Here is a 17,355-nt window from a genome sequence, read left to right on the forward strand (position 1 = left end):
GCGTGATGCGTTGGTCGCGGACGAAACAGACTAGCGATAAAGTGCCAGCAGTTCGTCGACCTTGGTGCGACCCGTTATGCTTCGGCTGATAGAACGCCGGGCTTTGACCACATGTAACACTGCATCCTGATACCACAAACGCGTCAGTGCAGTGTCGTGGTTAGAAATCAGAACCGGAATACGGTTCTCCGACGAAGCGAGCTGTGCCGCTAACGCCGCCAGATTCTCCTGCTCACGCAGACTGAAGCTGTTGGTGTGATAAGCCGTGAAATTAGCCGTTGCCGACAGCGGTGCATAAGGCGGATCGCAATAGACCACAGAGCCCTTGCCAGCATTGGTCAGCGTAACATCGTACGATTCACAGACAAACGTCGCTTTTTGCGCGCGCTCGGCAAACCATAACAGTTCTGCTTCCGGAAAGTAGGGTTTGCGATAGCGGCCAAACGGCACGTTGAACTCACCACGCAGGTTATAGCGACAGAGGCCGTTGTAACAGTGACGGTTCAGATAGAGGAACAGCAGCGCACGCTGGTAGGCGTCGGTGCTGGTGTTGAATTCGGTGCGCCGCTGGTAATAACAGATCTCGTTGTTACCTTCCGGCGTAAACAGCAGCTGCGCGTCACGAATGAAATCCGCCGTGCGCGTTTTAACAATGTTGTAGAGATTAATCAGGTCACTGTTGATATCTGCAAGATGGTAGCGATCAAACTCCGTGTTCAGAAACACTGAACCTGCACCCACAAAGGGCTCGACCAGACAGTCGCCTTGCGGCAGGTGACGATGGATCTCTTCTACTAAGGGAAATTTTCCCCCTGCCCATTTCAGGAAAGCGCGATTTTTTTTCATGCTGTCGTGGTTATTACATCTTATTGTGAGGCTGTGGCTTTACCGACAGCAGATCTGCGCTTAAAACGGGGCCAGAACATGGCCCCACATCCGCTATTGGCTGGCTTCTTTCTTCACCTGGCTAACGGGTTTTACCCAGGGATTTTTTGCACGTACTTCCGCAGGCAGCGACGCGACAGCGCGTTTGGCATCCGCCGGTGTGGCATAAGATCCACTCACTAGCACATACCACGGCTGACCGTTACGGGTGGTTTTGTAGACGTGATACCCGCTCAGATTCTGTTGTTTAGCCCAGGCATTCAGGCTTTCCGCCTTCGATGCACCGCTCAGCTGCAGCGTATAGCTGCCGCCTGGCACGGATTTGCTGGCTGAACTGCTGCCGGTGGACGCAGTGGCCGGAGCAGAACTGGCTGGGGAATGCGCTGGCGTGGTATGCGTTTTGCTGTCACGGGTTGCAGGTTTCGACGCCGTTTTATGCGATGAATCATGCGCCGGACGTGCAGAAGCACTGGATTTGTTGGGCGTCTGACGTGAAGGTGCGGCGACAGGATTGGCTGCCGTTCCTGCATTACCGCTGACCGTCGCGGGCGCCGTCGGCAGTGAACTGCCACCCTGCGTTCCCATCGCAGCGTTATCGACCTGCTGCTGCTGATTCGTCAGCGCGCTGTTCAGATCGCCTGGCAGCGTGACGCGCTGCTGATTTGCTGGCGCGTCAACCGGCGCGGCCTGGGTAGGCGTTGACGCCACAGGCGGCATGGAAACGTCACGCTGAGGAGCAGAGGCACCCTCACCGCTGGTCGATGCGTTATTTGCGTCAGGCGCTGGCGTGGTTTGACCTGACGGAGGAGTCTGCCCGGCTGACATGGAAGAGGAGCCGCCCAGATCGATATTCTTCTCGCTACCGGAACCGCCACTGGCGGCAGGAGTCGTGCCCGCAGTCGCTGGCTTTTTCTCATCCGGGCCATTCAGCGCTGAACCAATACCCAGTACCAGTAACAGCAGAACCAGAATCCCGACACCCATCATGATGCGCTGGCGCGACGCCGGTACTTTGGCTGCGGCAGACGGCTTACGCGGGCGCGAGGGACGGCGGTCGCTGGCGTCAGGTTTTAACTCGTCTTCCGGTTTAAACTCATCCATTTTGCCTCCTCCGTAAAGCGGCATTCCGCACTGCGCACCCTGCGCGCCGCGTCACCACTCAACTGCTTAATCTCAGGGTTGCTGACAATCATTAATCGCAGCCAGCACCATATCATGTGCCACGCCACCACGCACTTCAGAGCGACCAATCGACAGCGGGAGTATCAGCCGCAGTTCGCCCGCCAGAACTTTTTTATCGCGCATCATGTGCGGCAGATACATCTCCGCACTCATCGCCTGCGGCCCATGCACCGGTAAACCGGCACGGCGGAACAGCGCAATAATGCGGTCGGTCTCCTGCGCCTGGAACTGCCCCAGACGTTCAGCCGTTCGTGCTGCCATCACCATGCCTGCCGCAATGGCTTCACCATGCAGCCAGTTGCCATAGCCCATATGTGCTTCAATCGCATGACCAAAAGTATGGCCCAGATTAAGCAACGCCCGCTGACCGTTTTCACGCTCATCGGCCGAAACAACCTCGGCTTTCAGCTCACAGCAGCGACGAATGCAGTACGCCAGCGCCTGTTCATCCAGCGCCAGCAGAGCATCAAGATTCTGCTCCAGCCACTCAAAAAATGTCCCGTCGAGAATGATGCCGTACTTAATGACTTCCGCCAGACCCGACGCCAGTTCGCGCGCGGGCAGTGTCTTCAGACAGGCCGTATCAATCACCACCGACGCGGGTTGATAAAACGCGCCGATCATGTTTTTGCCCAGCGGATGGTTAACGGCCGTTTTACCGCCAACCGAAGAATCAACCTGCGACAGTAAGGTGGTCGGTACCTGAATAAAGCGTACGCCACGCTGATAACTGGCCGCAGCAAAACCGGTAAGATCGCCAATGACGCCACCGCCTAAGGCGATAAGCGTCGTATCACGACCGTGCGGCTTTTGCAGAAGTGCGGTAAAAACCTGATCCATTACGGCCAGCGTCTTGTATTGCTCGCCGTCGGGTAAGATCACCTGATCCACTTTTACACCAGCCGCCTTCAGCAGCGCTGTAAGCGGGTCAAGATAAAGCGGAGCCAGCGTCTGGTTTGTCACCACCATGGCGTTTTCGCCCGCGCGTAGCGGCCAAAAAGAAGCCGGATCGTTAAACAGTCCGGCGGCGATAGTGATGGGGTAACTGCGTTCCCCTAGTGAGACGGTGATCTTCTCCATGATGCTCGATACCTGTTAAAGAGCCTTCGAACGTTGGATCAACTTTTTTCCAACATGTGGATAATCTGATTCGCCACCACTTTCGCACTCTGATCATCTGTGCGAATGGTTACATCGGCGATCTCTTCGTAGAGCGGGTTACGTTCGCCAGCCAGCGCTTCGAGCACTTCACGCGGCGGTGAATCCACCTGCAGCAACGGACGTTTTTTGTCACGTTGGGTGCGCGCCAGTTGCTTCTCGATGGTGGTTTCAAGATAAACCACAACACCGCGAGCGGAGAGCCGATTACGCGTTTCCCGGGATTTGACGGAACCCCCGCCTGTCGCCAGGACGATGCCTTGCTTCTCGGTCAGTTCGTTGATGATTTTTTCTTCGCGATCGCGAAAGCCAGCTTCGCCTTCGACATCAAAAACCCAGCCCACATCCGCTCCGGTGCGTCGCTCAATTTCCTGATCGGAATCGAAGAACTCCATGTTGAGTTGCTGAGCCAACTGACGGCCAATAGTGCTTTTGCCGGCACCCATCGGCCCAACCAGAAAGATATTGCGTTTCTCTGCCATTTTGTCGGTATTACTAAGAATTCGTTAATGATACCCCGCGTTCAGCATTCGCTGGCGGGACAGGAACTGAGACCTCATGAGCGTTAGCAAGAGTCAGATGAAAAATTATCTCAACACTCAAGGCTGTTTGGCAACCGATTATATTGCCTTCAGCACATCCATTTCTGAATTGGCCTGTGTTCGCGAAACTGTAACGCGCCAGCGCTGCGTCTTTTACAACGCTGCTTACAGAGAAGTTTTCTGATCTGTTTGCCGGGATTTACCCAGCCTAGACGGTTACACCGTATTGAAAATCGCTAAACCTTGTAAGCTAATTCCTCTCCTGCGTCAACGCAGATGGCCTTAAGGGACGCATTTTCCGTTTTATCCAGCCGTAAGCGCTGCTTCCCTGACCAATCGTGGCGTAATGAAGATCACCAGCTCTCTTTTTTTGCGCTGCTCAGATTGCTGGCGAAATAACCCGCCAATCAGCGGCACATTTCCCAGTAGCGGCACCTTATTCTCGCCACGACTACGCTGCTGCTGAAAGATACCCCCTAACGCCAGTGTTTGCCCGTCACTGACCGTGACCTGAGTCTCAATTTCCTGTTTATCAATGGATAATATGTTGCTGTCACCGGTTCTGATGCTGCGACCCGGCATATTCTGGCTGATACGAATTTTCAGCTGGATGCGGCCATTACCGGAAAGGGTCGGTGTCACCTCCATGCCCAGCACCGCTTCTTTAAACTCAATACTGGTTGCCCCGCTGTTTCCTGCTGACACTTCATAAGGAATCTCCGTGCCCTGCTTAATCGATGCGGTCTGCTGATGTGAGGTAAAGAGGCGCGGACTGGCGATGATTTCAATCTGGTTTTCCTGTTCCAGCGCGCTTAACTCCAGATCCAGAAGCTGGCCGCCTATACGCGCCAGCGCCATCCCCACGCTGATGCCGGGTGAACTCAACGCCAGCGGGATATCCAGACGGGGATGGTGCAGAATGTCAGTCACTGCGGCGTCACCCGCCTGCAATCCCCACTTCACCCCCAACTCCTGCAAATGCTCTTCGCTGATGGTAACGATATGCGCTGAGAGCTCAATCTGCTCCAGTTGCAGATCCAGCGCCCGTATCCAGCGTTCTGTCTCTTTTAAAGCCGCTGCGGTATCGCGCAGTAACAGCGCATTGGTCCGTTTATCGACTGTCACGCTGCCGCGCGCCGTCATCAGCGACTGCCGCTCACTCAGCAGACTGGCATGCACCTCGCTGGCGCTGGCATAACGCAATGTGACCGCGCGCTGCTGTAAAGGGACCTGCTGCAACTGCGCCTGCTGCTCAGCCGCACGAGCCTGCTGTTGCGCCTGTTGCCAGCTTTCCGGATAGACCAGCAGGACATTATCCTGTTCAATCAGCGTCAGCTTTGCCATGCGCGCCACCAGCTCCAGCGCCTGATGCCACGGCAGGTTATCCAGCCGCAGCGATAACGAACCTTCCACCTCTGGCGCAATCATCAGATTGATCTGCTGATAATCAGCCAGCGCCTGCAAAATACGCTCTACCGGTGCATTATCAAATGTCAGGCTGAGCGGTTCCTCATCAGCGGCGTAAACCGGCAGCAGGCAGCTGATGACCAGCAGCAGAGTGGCTATCCAAACCATACGAACGTCCTTTTAAATAGAATGTAGTCTGTTGTGCGGTGCAGCTGTTTTGCACCGCTAAGGTGATGCTGCGGCGGGTCATGTCAGTGAGTTGCCAGGGCGCTACAGGAAAAGGTTTGCCGATGCGGGCGATGACAATCTCTTTATGCGGACCAATCAGCCAGGCATGGAAATGCGCCTCCCGGCCAATAATCCCCTGCAGACGCCAGCCAGTGAGCGGTTCCACTGACGCTTCACACACTGAACCGGCAACCGGCCTGAACGGATCACGCGCCACCACACTGCTACAGCACAGCAGTAAAATCAGCAGGCTATGGCGCATCGTCAGATTCCAGCCAGAGTTGAGCGATCAGGAACTGCGGCTGCGCCAGCAGCAGGAAATGCACCGGAAACGGTGCGGAGGCATCGGCAAGCTCGGCAAAAAGCGACTGGAATGCCGGCCACTGCAGATGCAGCGTCAGCACGCGGGAGGGTGCATCCGGCTGCCACTCTTCCAGTTGGTTACGACGTGCCGCCAGAATCGCTTCCAGTGCCAGGCCTGATGTGCCAGATACAGACCGGGCACGCTGAATTTCCGCCAGTTGCACCTGCAACACCTCATTATCAGGATGCTGACGCCACTGCTGCTGGCGCTGCTGCAGGGTACGGGTCAACTGCAACAGCGCCACCTTTTCAGTTGTCAGCGCCTGCTGCTGTGGCCGCAGCCAGAGAATCCACGAGAGCAGGAGCAGGCAGAATGCGAGGGCGGCGAGCAAGCCGTAACGCGGAAGCGCGGCCATCTGCCACCACCGCTCCCACCACTCATTCATCAGCCACCGCCTGGACCGTTGCCCGCAGTGAAAAACGATAACTGCCATCGGCCTGCCGCTTTACACCGCCCTGCTTAACCTGATCCAGCAGGGCGACCGTAGTTAACTGCTGGCGGAATTGCCGGACCGAGGCCATATCCTGCGCCTGGCCCTCCAGAGTCAGATGATTGTCACGCTTCTCCAGACGGGTCAGCCAGGCGGAATCGGGCATCAACACGGGTAAATTGAGCCAGAACTGCTGCCAGGCAGCCAGTTGCACGGCCTGCTGACGCTGCTTTGCCTGCTGTTTTTGTACGACGGCGAGCCGGGCGAGTAACTGCTTTTGCTGCGCGAGTTGTTGTCCCAGAGCGTCCAGCGCCTGCTGCTGTAAACTGCGCGTCTGCGCCACCTGCTGACGCGCCTGATGGATCTGCCAGGTTTGTTGCACAACAACCAGAAACAACGTACCCAGCATCAGTAACAGCATCACCAGACTCTGCCGCTGCTGCTGTTGCCGACGGTGCTGCCGCCAGGGCAGCAGATTAACCGCCACCATTATTCATCTCCATCACGTAGCGCCAGCCCGGCCGCCAGCGCAAAGGCTCCCGGGTTTTCCGGCAAAGGAGGTTGCTTATAGCGAAAGAGATCAAAAGGGGAAAAGCGGGTGGCTTCGGCGGGCAGTACACCCGGCTCTGCGGCGCACCAGGCAACAAAACTGGCGTCGGGGAAAGCCTGCTGCCGCAGGGCCGCCAGTGTGGCGACTTCGCCGATGTCAGCCGCTGAGTGCGCATCGCTCCAGAGCCAGCGGTTATCCTGCTGCAGAACCAGTACCGCGCCGGATTTCAGTGCTGCCTGCCGGGCTAATCGCTTCAACGCATTAGTGGTCAGTTCAAACACCTGCGGCTTTAATCCTGACTGTAACAGTGGCGCTGCCCACTGATCGATAATCTCCAGCCGCGCGGCCGTGACGCAGAGTTGATCACGCTTTGCATCCGGCCGGTAATCCAGCGCCAGCGCAGTGGGCTCCAGAGGAAAGAGACGGCGCGCGGCCGCCTGCACGTAATGCCCCAGCGCGGGTTCGTTCAGCGCCTGCGCAGGCAGGGGAAGCTGGCGCTGTAACACCAGCCGGGCGGGCAGTGCGACACGCAGCGAATAACGACGCGGCAACCGCTGACGCCATGCCGTTAAGGCCGCCAGTAATTCAGGCGAAGATTGCAGCACGCCGTTTCTTAACGTATCTTGCGGCAGCCGCTGCTGCCACCAGTGGCGTAGCTGCCAGCCATCACGACGAGGCTGGAGGGCAAGGGCACAAATCTGCCTATTCTGAATATCCAGCCCAATTTGCCAGGTATGAAAAGCCATGCGCGCGATCTCCTTATCGTCCGGGAAAATGGACATATCAAAGCGTCTGGCTTGCCTTTATACTACCGCGCGGTTGTTTATAAACTGCTCAAACGACAACAGATGGGAAATTCCAGGTGAAGTTCGTAAAGTATTTATTAATCCTTACAGTGTGTTGCATCCTGTTGGGAGCTGGCTCGATTTATGGTTTATACAAATATATAGAGCCACAGCTGCCCGACGTGAACACGCTGAAAGATGTGCGTCTGCAAACCCCTATGCAGGTTTACAGCGCCGATGGCGACCTGATCGCCCAGTATGGCGAAATGCGCCGTATCCCTTTGACTCTGCAGCAAGTGCCACCTGTCATGGTGAAAGCGTTTATTGCGACCGAGGACAGCCGTTTTTATGAGCACCATGGTGTTGATCCGGTGGGTATTTTCCGTGCGGCCAGCATTGCACTGGTCTCCGGTCATGCTTCACAGGGTGCAAGTACCATCACTCAACAGCTGGCCCGTAACTTCTTCCTGAGTCCGGAACGCACCCTGATGCGTAAAATAAAGGAAGCGTTCCTGGCGATCCGCATTGAGCAGTTGCTGAATAAAGATGAAATCCTTGAGCTCTACCTGAATAAGATCTACCTGGGCTATCGCGCTTATGGCGTCGGTGCAGCCTCACAGGTCTATTTCGGTAAGCCCGTTGACCAGCTGTCGCTGAGTGAGATGGCGATGATTGCCGGTCTGCCGAAAGCGCCGTCTACCTTTAACCCGCTTTACTCGCCGAGCCGCGCCCTGTCGCGCCGCAACGTGGTACTGGCGCGTATGCTGGATCAGCATTACATCACGCAGCAGCAATATGACGAGGCCCGTAATACACCGCTGGTGGCGAAGTATCATGGCCCGGAAATCGCCTTCTCTGCCCCTTATCTCAGCGAGATGGTGCGTCAGGAGATGGTGAAACGCTACGGCAATAATGCCTACACCGACGGTTACAAGGTTTACACCACCGTGACTCGTCGTCTGCAGGAAGCCGCGCAGACCTCGGTGCGCAATAACGTCATGGCCTACGATATGCGTCATGGTTATCGCGGACCGACCAGCGTGCTGTGGAAAGTGGGTGAACCGGCCTGGGATCAGACGAAGATCGAGAAAGCGCTGAAGGTGCTGCCGGTTTATGGCCCGCTCCACCCGGCCGTCGTAACGGAAGCACGCAGCGATGAAGCGACCGTTATGATGCAGGATGGCAGCAATGTGTCGCTGTCATTAGCCGGTGTGCGCTGGGCGCGTGCTTATAAGTCTGACACCGTGCAGGGCCCGACGCCGAAAAGCGTGACGCAGGTCCTGCAGGCTGGCCAGCAGATTTGGGTGCGTAAAGTGGGTGACGACTGGTGGCTGGGTCAGGTGCCGGATGTGAACTCGGCACTGGTCTCACTGGATCCGAATGATGGTGCGGTGCGCGCGCTGGTAGGTGGTTTTGCCTTTAACCAGAGCATGTTTAACCGTGCGACCCAGGCACTGCGCCAGGTCGGCTCTAACATCAAGCCTTTCCTTTATACCGCCGCCATGGATCGCGGGTTGACGCTCGCCTCCATCCTGAACGATGTGCCGATTTCACGCTGGGATGCAGGTGCCGGTGCAGACTGGCGTCCGAAAAACTCACCGCCAACTTACGATGGTCCGATTCGTCTGCGTCAGGGATTAGGTCAGTCGAAAAACGTCGTGATGGTGCGTGCGATGCGTGCGATGGGCGTGGATTATGCCGCAGAGTATCTGCAGCGCTTTGGTTTCCCGGCGCAGAACATTGTTCACACCGAGTCGCTGGCACTGGGTGCGGCCTCATTCACCCCATTACAGGTGGTGCGTGGCTACTCCGTGATGGCGAATGGCGGCTTCCTGGTTGATCCTTACTTCATTACGAAGATTGAGAACGAACAGGGCGGCACCGTCTTTGAAGAGAAACCGAAGATCGCCTGTCCGCAGTGCAATCTGCCGGTGATCTATGGTGAGACCAAAAAAGCGCTGGCGCTGAATGAAGAGAGTGTTGAGAACGTTGCTGCCTCAAATAACAACCAGAATCAGGCAGTTCCTCAGCCTGAACTGGAGCAGGTTCCTGCTCAGGCTCAGCAGGGCGATCAGCAATATGCACCTCACGTGATCAATACGCCGCTCAGCTTCCTCATCAGGAGCGCGCTGAACAGTAATATCTTTGGCGAACCGGGCTGGATGGGAACGGGCTGGCGTGCCGGACGTGACCTTAAACGTAATGATATCGGCGGGAAAACCGGTACCACCAACAGCTCGAAAGATGCCTGGTTCTCGGGTTACGGCCCTGGCGTAGTGACCTCCGTATGGATCGGTTTTGATGATGCGCGCCGTAATCTGGGCCGCAGTACGCTTTCCGGCGCGATTCCCGATCAGATATCGGGCTATGAAGGTGGCGCGAAGAGTGCGCAACCGGCATGGGATGAGTTCATGAAGAGCGCGCTGGACGGTGTACCGGTGCAGCCATTGACACCGCCGGATGGCGTCGTCACGGTGACAATCGATCGCAGTACCGGCAAGCTGGCAAATGGCGGCGGTAACACGCGTCAGGAGTACTTCATCAATGGTACCCAGCCGACCGAATATTCGGTTCACGATGTGGGTACCACTATTATGGATAACGGCGAGAGTCACGAACTGTTCTGATGTGATCCCTGTTATTGCACGATAAAAAAGCCGACATCTGTCGGCTTTTTTATTCATTAAAGCATCCTGTTCAGTAACGCAGCCGTCCCTGTTTCACCAGCCATTCGCGCGCCATAAACAGTGCACTGACATTACGCGCCTCGCGGAAATCGGGTTCGTCCAGCAGCGACAGCATATCGCTGAGCGGCCAGCGGTGGATAATCAGCGGCTCCGGCTCATCACCCTCCAGCTTTTCAGCATAGAGACCTTCCGCGATCACAATATTCATTTTGCTGGAAAAGTAAGAAGGTGCCATGGTGAGCTTGCCCAGCGTGGTCAGCTGATCTGCACCAAAGCCGACTTCTTCTTTCAGTTCGCGCACCGCCGCTTCATTCACGGTTTCGCCTGCATCGATCAGCCCTTTCGGGAAGCCGAGTTCGTAGGTTTCCAGTCCGACGGCGTACTCCTGAATCAGGATCAGATGATCATCAATAATCGGCACAATCATCACCGCTTCGCGCTCTGAAGGCTTCATCCGCTCATAGACGCGATGTGCACCATTGCTGAAAGCCAGATCAACCGACTCGATAGTGAATAACCGTGAACGTGCCACGGCGGTGATATTGAGGATGTCAGGTTTTTTTGGAATTTTCATATCAGCCTCAAATTATTCTGCGCCGGCTATCAGTAGCGAATTAGCATACCTAACCGCAGGCAATTGTGCGACAGTCAGACAGTGACGTTATCGTTGCACAGATTCAGTCGGTTGAATAACAGGCTTTAGTTATCAGTTAAGACTAAATTTGCATTAGTCAATATGCTGCGATAAGTTTCAGATAATACCGATATTTAATCCAGTCTGTGCCGGTTACCATTCGGACAAGGCAGGGTTTAACAAATGCCAATCAGATATACGCTGGCACTATTTCATCGGGTGTCTGACTCCTCAGGGTTATATAATCTTTCGGAATGTCTCTTTTATAGTGAGCATAACCGGGAGCGAAAGTTTAAAGTGAAGGCAGCATTTTGGCTGAATTGAGCAGAGCATGAGCACAATCTTGATGATCCTGGCCATAGTGCTGACCTGTTCAATCCTGGCAGGCATGGGGTTTTGGTACGCTATGCGGCATCGTCCGCCGTTGGCGAAACCACTGCCATTCATCAGTCCGCCCTGCCGTAAGCTCTCTCCGCAGGAACGTGAGGCTGTCGATAAGTATGTCGCCGCGCTGGAAAAACAACTCAGTACGCCTGTCACTACCCATAAGCGAAGCGCGTCTGAACGGCTGACGCTGACAGCGCAGAGCAACAATGTCTATCCGGTTACCCGCGCAATTACCCGTTACGGCCTCTCTACAGACGATCCCCATAAATGGCGCTATTACCTGGATGAGGTTGAAGTTCATCTGCCGCCGCTGTGGGAACAGTACATTACCGACGAAAACTATGTGGAGTTAATCCGCACCCAATCTATTCCGCTGGTGATCTCGCTGAACGGCCACTCGCTGGTTGATTACGCTGTGGATCAGCAATCGCTGCCTGTGCTCATGCGTCCTGTGTCCACCAACGCCTCAATCCGCAAAGCAGAAACAGAAAATGTTGAGCTGCTGCAGGTGCGTAAAGAGACGCCAGAAGAGTATCGTCTGTCGCGGCCAGACGGCACGCGTGAAGCGGTGACGATCTCTCTGGCCTTCTTACTGTTCTTCTTCAGCCTGTTAGTGCCTGCCACGCTGATGATCTGGCTGGTGTTGACGGGGACATTAATGATTGGCGCCAGCCTCTGGCTGCTTTATCGCATTCCCGGCGAGCGCGGGCTGCGTGATATACACTGCCTGCGCGGCGCACCAAAACGCTGGGGTCTGTTCAGTGAATCGAACCAGGAGCAGAGCAATATCACGCTGGGCATTATTGACCTTGCCTATCCGCCACATTGGCAGCCTTACGTCGCACACGATCTCGGTCAGGTAACGGATGTCGAGATCTACCTTAATCGTCAGGTGGTGCGTCAGGGTCGCTTCCTGTCGCTACAGGATGAGGTCAAAAACTTCCCTATCCAGCGCTGGCGGAAAAACGTGGTGCTGGCGTGTGGTTCACTGTTGGTGCTGACTATGCTGGTCACCTGGATCCCGCTCACGATGCCGATTAAACTGAGTCTGGCCTGGGCAAGAGGCACCGACAGCCTGGAGGTCAGCAGCGTTGATAAGCTCAGCAACGTGGCACTGAACATTGGCGATAACCTCAAAGTGAGTGGCACCGGTATGTGTTCAGTGCCGGACAACTATCAGAGCAACCGCAGCTACGCCTACATGCCGTTCGACTGTTCGGCGATCTACTGGAATAACGCGACGCCACTGCCGCAGCCGCAATCGGACATTATTGATAAAGCGGCGGCGCTGCTGGAGACCACCACAAAGCAGCTGCATCCCGAAACCAATACTGACCCTAAACTGAACCCACAGCTGGCTTCCGCGATTCAAAAGTCCGGAATGATTCTGCTGGATGACTTCTCAGATCTGGTGATGAAAACGCAGGATCTCTGCAATCAGCCGCAGGATTGTATGCGGCTGAAAAACGCCCTGGTAAACCTTGGCAATGCCAAAGACTGGGAAGCTTTGATGCGTCGGGCAGATTCCGGTCAGTTAAACGGCATGAATGTGCTGCTGCGCCCGGTGAGTGCGGAAGCGCTGGAAAACCTGGTTAATACCGCTACATCCACCTTCTTTTTCCGCGAAACCCGTCGGGCGGCAGAAAATCTTAACAGCCCGCCGCCAGGGGGATTCCTGATCGTCAGCGACGAAGGTCGCCAGTTAGTGAATCAGCCGCAGCCCACCGTATCGCTGTTTGATCTCGACCCGCCTTCTCAGTGGCGTGAGCTGCAACGACTCTCCACCGTACTGCTGCATACACCTTTCAGCGCCAGCGGCATCATCACCAGCATTTCAACGGATGCCAACGGCACGCGTCACATTGTCCTGCACAATGAACCGGATGCCATGGCGCAGTGGCGCTATCTCGGCACCGTATTGCTGCTTCTGATGCTGCTGACCTGTGGGATAATTAACGGCTTACTGGCGCTTCGCCGCATGCACCGTAATCGCCAGCGCATGATCGATATCCAGCAGTATTATGAAAAGTGTTTCAACCATAACCTTGGCACTTTGCAGGGTGTGCGCTCGATATTCTGAGTCCTGCCCTTCTGTGCTACCCTGTCGCCCGGTTTTTTCACAGGGTGAACCTGGATGCTCAACTGGTCTGAGATTGATACCGTGCTGCTCGACATGGATGGCACGCTGCTGGATTTGGCGTTTGATCGTCACTTCTGGCTGGAGCATGTGCCTGAACAGCTCAGCCAGCAACGCGGCATCAGCCGGGCGGAAGCCGACGCGATCATTGCGGAAAAATATCAGGCCGTCGCCCATACGCTAAACTGGTATTGTCTGGATTACTGGGCAGACGCGCTGAAGCTTGATATCCGTGCCATGACGCTGGCGATGCGTAGCCTAATTGCCCTGCGTGACGATACGCTGCCTTTTTTGCAGGCGCTGCGTCGCGCGGGCAAGTCCACCATCCTGCTGACCAACGCGCATCCTTACAATCTGGACGTCAAACTGGCGCAGACAGGTTTAGCGCCGCACCTTGATTTATTACTTTCCACCCATACCTTTGGGTATCCGAAAGAAGACCAACGTTTATGGCAGGCGGTACAACAGCACACCGGCTTTTCTGCGGCGCGCACGCTGTTTATCGATGACAACGAAGTGATTCTGGATGCTGCAACGTTATGGGGCATCGGCTGGTGCTTAGGCGTGAAGAACCCTGATTCGGGTCGTCCTGAGCAAATCTTTCAGCGTCACCGGGCCACTGGCGATTACCGAACGCTGATCTGAGTCAGGAGCAGCAATGAAAGAGAAAAGCAGCGAAGAGGTCCGCCTCGACAAGTGGCTGTGGGCCGCGCGCTTCTACAAAACCCGGGCGATTGCGCGGGAGATGATTGAAGGCGGCAAAGTCCATTACAACGGCCAGCGCAGCAAACCCGGCAAAGTGGTGGAACTGAATGCGGAACTGACACTGCGTCAGGGCAACGATGAACGCACCGTGATCGTGGCGGACATCAGCGCCCAGCGCCGTCCCGCCAGTGAGGCCCAGCAGCTCTATCGCGAAACCGATGCCAGTATTGAAAAACGCGAAAAAATGGCGCAGGCGCGCAAACTGAATGCGCTGACTATGCCCCATCCCGATCGGCGACCTGACAAAAAAGAGCGTCGCGATTTGATGAAGTTTAAATTATCGGGCGATGAATAACGCCGTCTTCGCTGACGCACCGTCGCCCCGTTCCAGTGAGAGAAAAAATATGTCAGTCCAGGATCAACTGCACCGTTATCTGTTTGAAAATGCCGCCGTGCGCGGCGAGCTGGTGAACGTCTCTGACACCTGGCGTGAAACCGTGAAAAATCACGACTATCCGGCACCGGTTAAAACGCTGCTGGGTGAGATGCTGGTGGCGACCAGCTTACTGACCGCCACACTGAAGTTTGATGGCGAAATCACCGTACAGCTGCAGGGTGACGGTCCGCTGTCGCTGGCCGTGATCAACGGCAACAACAATCAGGAGCTGCGTGGCGTTGCGCGCATCAAAGGCGATATCCCGGACGACAGCACCCTGAAAAGCATGGTGGGCAACGGTTATCTGGTGATCACGATTTCGCCTGAAAAGGGTGAACGTTACCAGGGTGTAGTGGGGCTGGAAGGTGAAACCCTGGCAGCGTGCCTGGAAGATTACTTCATGCGCTCAGAGCAGCTGCCAACGCGTCTGTTTATCCGCACCAGCGACAAAGGCGCCGCCGGTATTCTGCTGCAGGTGCTGCCCGCGCAGGACACAGAGAAAGAGGTCTTCGAGCACCTTGCGACGCTGACCGAAACCATTAAAACAGAAGAGCTGATCGATCTGCCTGCCAATGAAGCGCTCTGGCGTCTCTATCATCAGGAAGAGGTTACCCTCTACGATCCGCAGCCGGTAATCTACAAATGCACCTGCTCGCGTGAACGTTGCGGCGAAGTGCTGACTACGCTGCCACAGGAAGAAGTGGACGAGATCATCGCGGAAGATGGCAAAATCGACATGCACTGTGACTATTGCGGTTCAAACTACGTGTTTGATGCTGTCGATATCGCCGGTATTCGCAGCCACTCCCTTGAGAATGATGACCGTCTGCATTGATTTGATTGTTCGGGCGGCGTCTGCCGCCCCTTCTCCTCTCCCCCTTTCCTATCCCCATAATTTTCCAGACAAATTATCTTTTTTTACTTTCATAACATCTTTTAAACGTTCGAAACATAGCCTTAACGCGCCCTGAGTCGCATTTTTAGATCACTGCCCTTTTTCCCGTAACGCAGAAGAGTAAACTGCGCGCGATCGTGCAAACGCCCGGAAGCCAGAGGCAGATGCCCTGAAAAGTCCGGTTCTCTTTGCAGGCTGTCGTGACGAAGCGCAGTGGACTGTCAGTGATTCGCCGCACCTGATGCAACAGCCGGTTGGCACGATCCCAACCTATCTCTGCTTTGCAGAACAGACACCGATTTAAGGAGCAGTAAAATGCGCGTTAACGGCCTGACCTCGCAAGACCTTGCCGCTTTGGGCATCGTGGATACCACGGAAGTGGTTTACAACCCTGATTACGACACACTATTTCAGGAAGAGACGCGCCCGGACCTCGAAGGTTTTGCTCGTGGCACCCTGACGCAGAGCGGCGCGATTGCAGTAGACACCGGGATTTTCACCGGGCGATCGCCTAAGGATAAGTACATTGTGCGTGATGACACCACGCGCGATACCCTGTGGTGGAACGACCAGGGCACCGGCAAAAACGACAATCAGCCTCTGTCGCAGGAGACCTGGAACGCACTGAAAAGCTGCGTCACCCGCCAGCTTTCCGGCAAGCGTCTGTTTGTTGTGGATGCGTTCTGCGGGGCCAATGCCGATTCACGTCTGAGCGTACGTTTCGTCACCGAGGTCGCCTGGCAGGCGCACTTCGTGAAGAATATGTTCATCCAGCCTGACGATGCTGAGCTGGCCGACTTCAAACCTGACTTTGTGGTGATGAACGGAGCTAAATGCACCAATCCTGACTGGCAGGCGCAGGGTCTTAACTCAGAGAACTTTGTCGCTTTCAATCTGACTGAGCGTATGCAGCTGATTGGCGGAACCTGGTACGGCGGCGAGATGAAGAAAGGTCTGTTCGCCATCATGAACTACCTGCTGCCGCTGAAAGGCATCGCCTCCATGCACTGCTCTGCTAACGTGGGTAAAGCAGGTGATGTGGCGGTCTTCTTTGGCCTTTCGGGTACCGGCAAAACCACCCTATCCACCGATCCTGATCGCCAGCTGATTGGCGATGATGAACACGGCTGGGACGATGATGGCGTGTTTAACTTTGAAGGCGGTTGCTACGCCAAAACCATCAACCTCTCTGAGCAGGCTGAGCCGGAGATCTACCGCGCCATTCGCCGCAACGCGCTGCTGGAAAATGTGGTGGTACGCGAAGATGGCAGCATTGATTACGCAGATGGCAGCAAAACGGAAAACACCCGCGTCTCCTATCCGATCAATCACATCGACAATATCGTGCAGCCGGTCTCAAAAGCGGGCCACGCGAAGAAAGTGATTTTCCTGACCGCCGATGCGTTTGGCGTGTTGCCACCGGTTTCACGTCTGACGCCGGAGCAGACACAGTATCATTTCCTGTCAGGATTTACGGCCAAACTGGCCGGTACCGAGCGTGGCGTGACGGCACCCACCCCAACCTTCTCCGCCTGTTTCGGCGCGGCATTTCTGACGCTGCATCCGACGCAGTACGCTGAAGTGCTGGTGAAGCGAATGGAAGCGTCCGGTGCGCAGGCTTACCTGGTGAACACTGGCTGGAACGGCAGCGGCAAACGCATCTCACTGAAGAATACCCGCGCCATCATCAATGCGATCCTGGCGGGTGAGCTGGATGATGCGCCAACGGAAACGCTGCCGATCTTTAATCTGCAGATGCCGGTTGCGCTGGGCGAGCTGGATAGTGACACGCTGGATCCGCGTCGTAGCTGGGAAAGTGAAGAGAAGTGGACCGCTGCTGCCGAGGGTCTGGCACAGCGCTTTATTGATAACTTCGACAAGTACACCGATAACGCCGCAGGTGCTGCGCTGGTGAAAGCGGGCCCGCAACGCTAAAAGAACCG

General features: G+C 55.7%; 16 protein-coding genes. 6 read left to right on the top strand and 10 right to left on the bottom strand.

The window, feature by feature from the left end; translation table 11 throughout:
* Positions 1-30 precede the first annotated feature (30 nt).
* The 9 genes from dam to pilM all read right to left on the bottom strand — a co-directional run bounded on the left by dam (position 31) and on the right by pilM (position 7,492).
* The gene (gene dam, locus AC6I77_RS17550) at positions 31-846 is read right to left on the bottom strand and encodes an adenine-specific DNA-methyltransferase (RefSeq protein WP_039660819.1); all 816 of its coding nucleotides are present in this window, start codon (positions 844-846) and stop codon (positions 31-33) included.
* 93 nt (positions 847-939) lie between these two features.
* Positions 940-1,986 (bottom strand): SPOR domain-containing protein, encoded by a 1,047-nt coding sequence (locus AC6I77_RS17555; RefSeq protein WP_337028769.1) that lies wholly within the window; start codon positions 1,984-1,986, stop codon positions 940-942.
* Positions 1,987-2,058: 72 nt separating this feature from the next.
* Positions 2,059-3,147 carry a 3-dehydroquinate synthase gene (aroB, locus tag AC6I77_RS17560; protein WP_039660822.1) on the bottom strand — a complete coding sequence of 363 codons (1,089 nt, stop codon included), beginning with the start codon at positions 3,145-3,147 and terminating at the stop codon, positions 2,059-2,061.
* Between the two features lie 38 nt (positions 3,148-3,185).
* A complete protein-coding gene (gene aroK, locus AC6I77_RS17565) occupies positions 3,186-3,707 on the bottom strand; it encodes a shikimate kinase AroK (protein ID WP_003852989.1) in 522 nt (173 codons plus the stop codon).
* 363 nt (positions 3,708-4,070) lie between these two features.
* Complete coding sequence (gene hofQ, locus AC6I77_RS17570; RefSeq protein ID WP_497817172.1) at positions 4,071-5,342, bottom strand: DNA uptake porin HofQ; 1,272 nt, start codon at positions 5,340-5,342, stop codon at positions 4,071-4,073.
* Positions 5,281-5,664 (bottom strand): HofP DNA utilization family protein, encoded by a 384-nt coding sequence (locus AC6I77_RS17575; RefSeq protein WP_003852993.1) that lies wholly within the window; start codon positions 5,662-5,664, stop codon positions 5,281-5,283. Before AC6I77_RS17575 ends, hofQ begins: the two co-directional genes overlap by 62 nt.
* Entirely contained in the window at positions 5,654-6,151 is a 498-nt protein-coding gene (locus tag AC6I77_RS17580; protein WP_008926267.1) for a HofO family protein, read from the bottom strand. Before AC6I77_RS17580 ends, AC6I77_RS17575 begins: the two co-directional genes overlap by 11 nt.
* Positions 6,144-6,686 (bottom strand): PilN domain-containing protein, encoded by a 543-nt coding sequence (locus tag AC6I77_RS17585; RefSeq protein ID WP_003852996.1) that lies wholly within the window; start codon positions 6,684-6,686, stop codon positions 6,144-6,146. Before AC6I77_RS17585 ends, AC6I77_RS17580 begins: the two co-directional genes overlap by 8 nt.
* The gene (gene pilM / locus AC6I77_RS17590; RefSeq protein WP_140916367.1) at positions 6,686-7,492 is read right to left on the bottom strand and encodes a pilus assembly protein PilM; all 807 of its coding nucleotides are present in this window, start codon (positions 7,490-7,492) and stop codon (positions 6,686-6,688) included. Before pilM ends, AC6I77_RS17585 begins: the two co-directional genes overlap by 1 nt.
* A gap of 116 nt (positions 7,493-7,608) precedes the next feature.
* Here pilM and mrcA point away from each other — a divergent pair, with 116 nt between their 5' ends.
* Positions 7,609-10,158, top strand: a complete 2,550-nt coding sequence (gene mrcA / locus AC6I77_RS17595) for a peptidoglycan glycosyltransferase/peptidoglycan DD-transpeptidase MrcA (protein WP_008926270.1) — start codon at positions 7,609-7,611, stop codon at positions 10,156-10,158.
* Positions 10,159-10,228: 70 nt separating this feature from the next.
* On the opposite strand, the gene nudE is transcribed toward mrcA, so the two are convergent.
* Complete coding sequence (gene nudE / locus AC6I77_RS17600; protein ID WP_003853003.1) at positions 10,229-10,792, bottom strand: ADP compounds hydrolase NudE; 564 nt, start codon at positions 10,790-10,792, stop codon at positions 10,229-10,231.
* A gap of 391 nt (positions 10,793-11,183) precedes the next feature.
* Between nudE and AC6I77_RS17605 the strand changes: the two genes are divergently transcribed.
* The 5 genes from AC6I77_RS17605 to pckA all read left to right on the top strand — a co-directional run bounded on the left by AC6I77_RS17605 (position 11,184) and on the right by pckA (position 17,347).
* A complete protein-coding gene (locus AC6I77_RS17605; RefSeq protein ID WP_033743308.1) occupies positions 11,184-13,319 on the top strand; it encodes an intracellular growth attenuator family protein in 2,136 nt (711 codons plus the stop codon).
* Positions 13,320-13,373: 54 nt separating this feature from the next.
* Positions 13,374-14,021, top strand: coding sequence for a GMP/IMP nucleotidase (yrfG, locus tag AC6I77_RS17610; RefSeq protein ID WP_003853007.1), 648 nt, complete (start codon positions 13,374-13,376; stop codon positions 14,019-14,021).
* A gap of 13 nt (positions 14,022-14,034) precedes the next feature.
* Positions 14,035-14,436 carry a ribosome-associated heat shock protein Hsp15 gene (hslR, locus tag AC6I77_RS17615; protein ID WP_003853009.1) on the top strand — a complete coding sequence of 134 codons (402 nt, stop codon included), beginning with the start codon at positions 14,035-14,037 and terminating at the stop codon, positions 14,434-14,436.
* 49 nt (positions 14,437-14,485) lie between these two features.
* Entirely contained in the window at positions 14,486-15,352 is an 867-nt protein-coding gene (hslO, locus tag AC6I77_RS17620; protein WP_003853011.1) for an Hsp33 family molecular chaperone HslO, read from the top strand.
* A gap of 375 nt (positions 15,353-15,727) precedes the next feature.
* Complete coding sequence (pckA, locus tag AC6I77_RS17625) at positions 15,728-17,347, top strand: phosphoenolpyruvate carboxykinase (ATP) (RefSeq protein ID WP_039660825.1); 1,620 nt, start codon at positions 15,728-15,730, stop codon at positions 17,345-17,347.
* Positions 17,348-17,355: the final 8 nt, after the last annotated feature.

The organism is Pantoea sp. X-Soil-ISGK-259, from assembly GCF_059730705.1.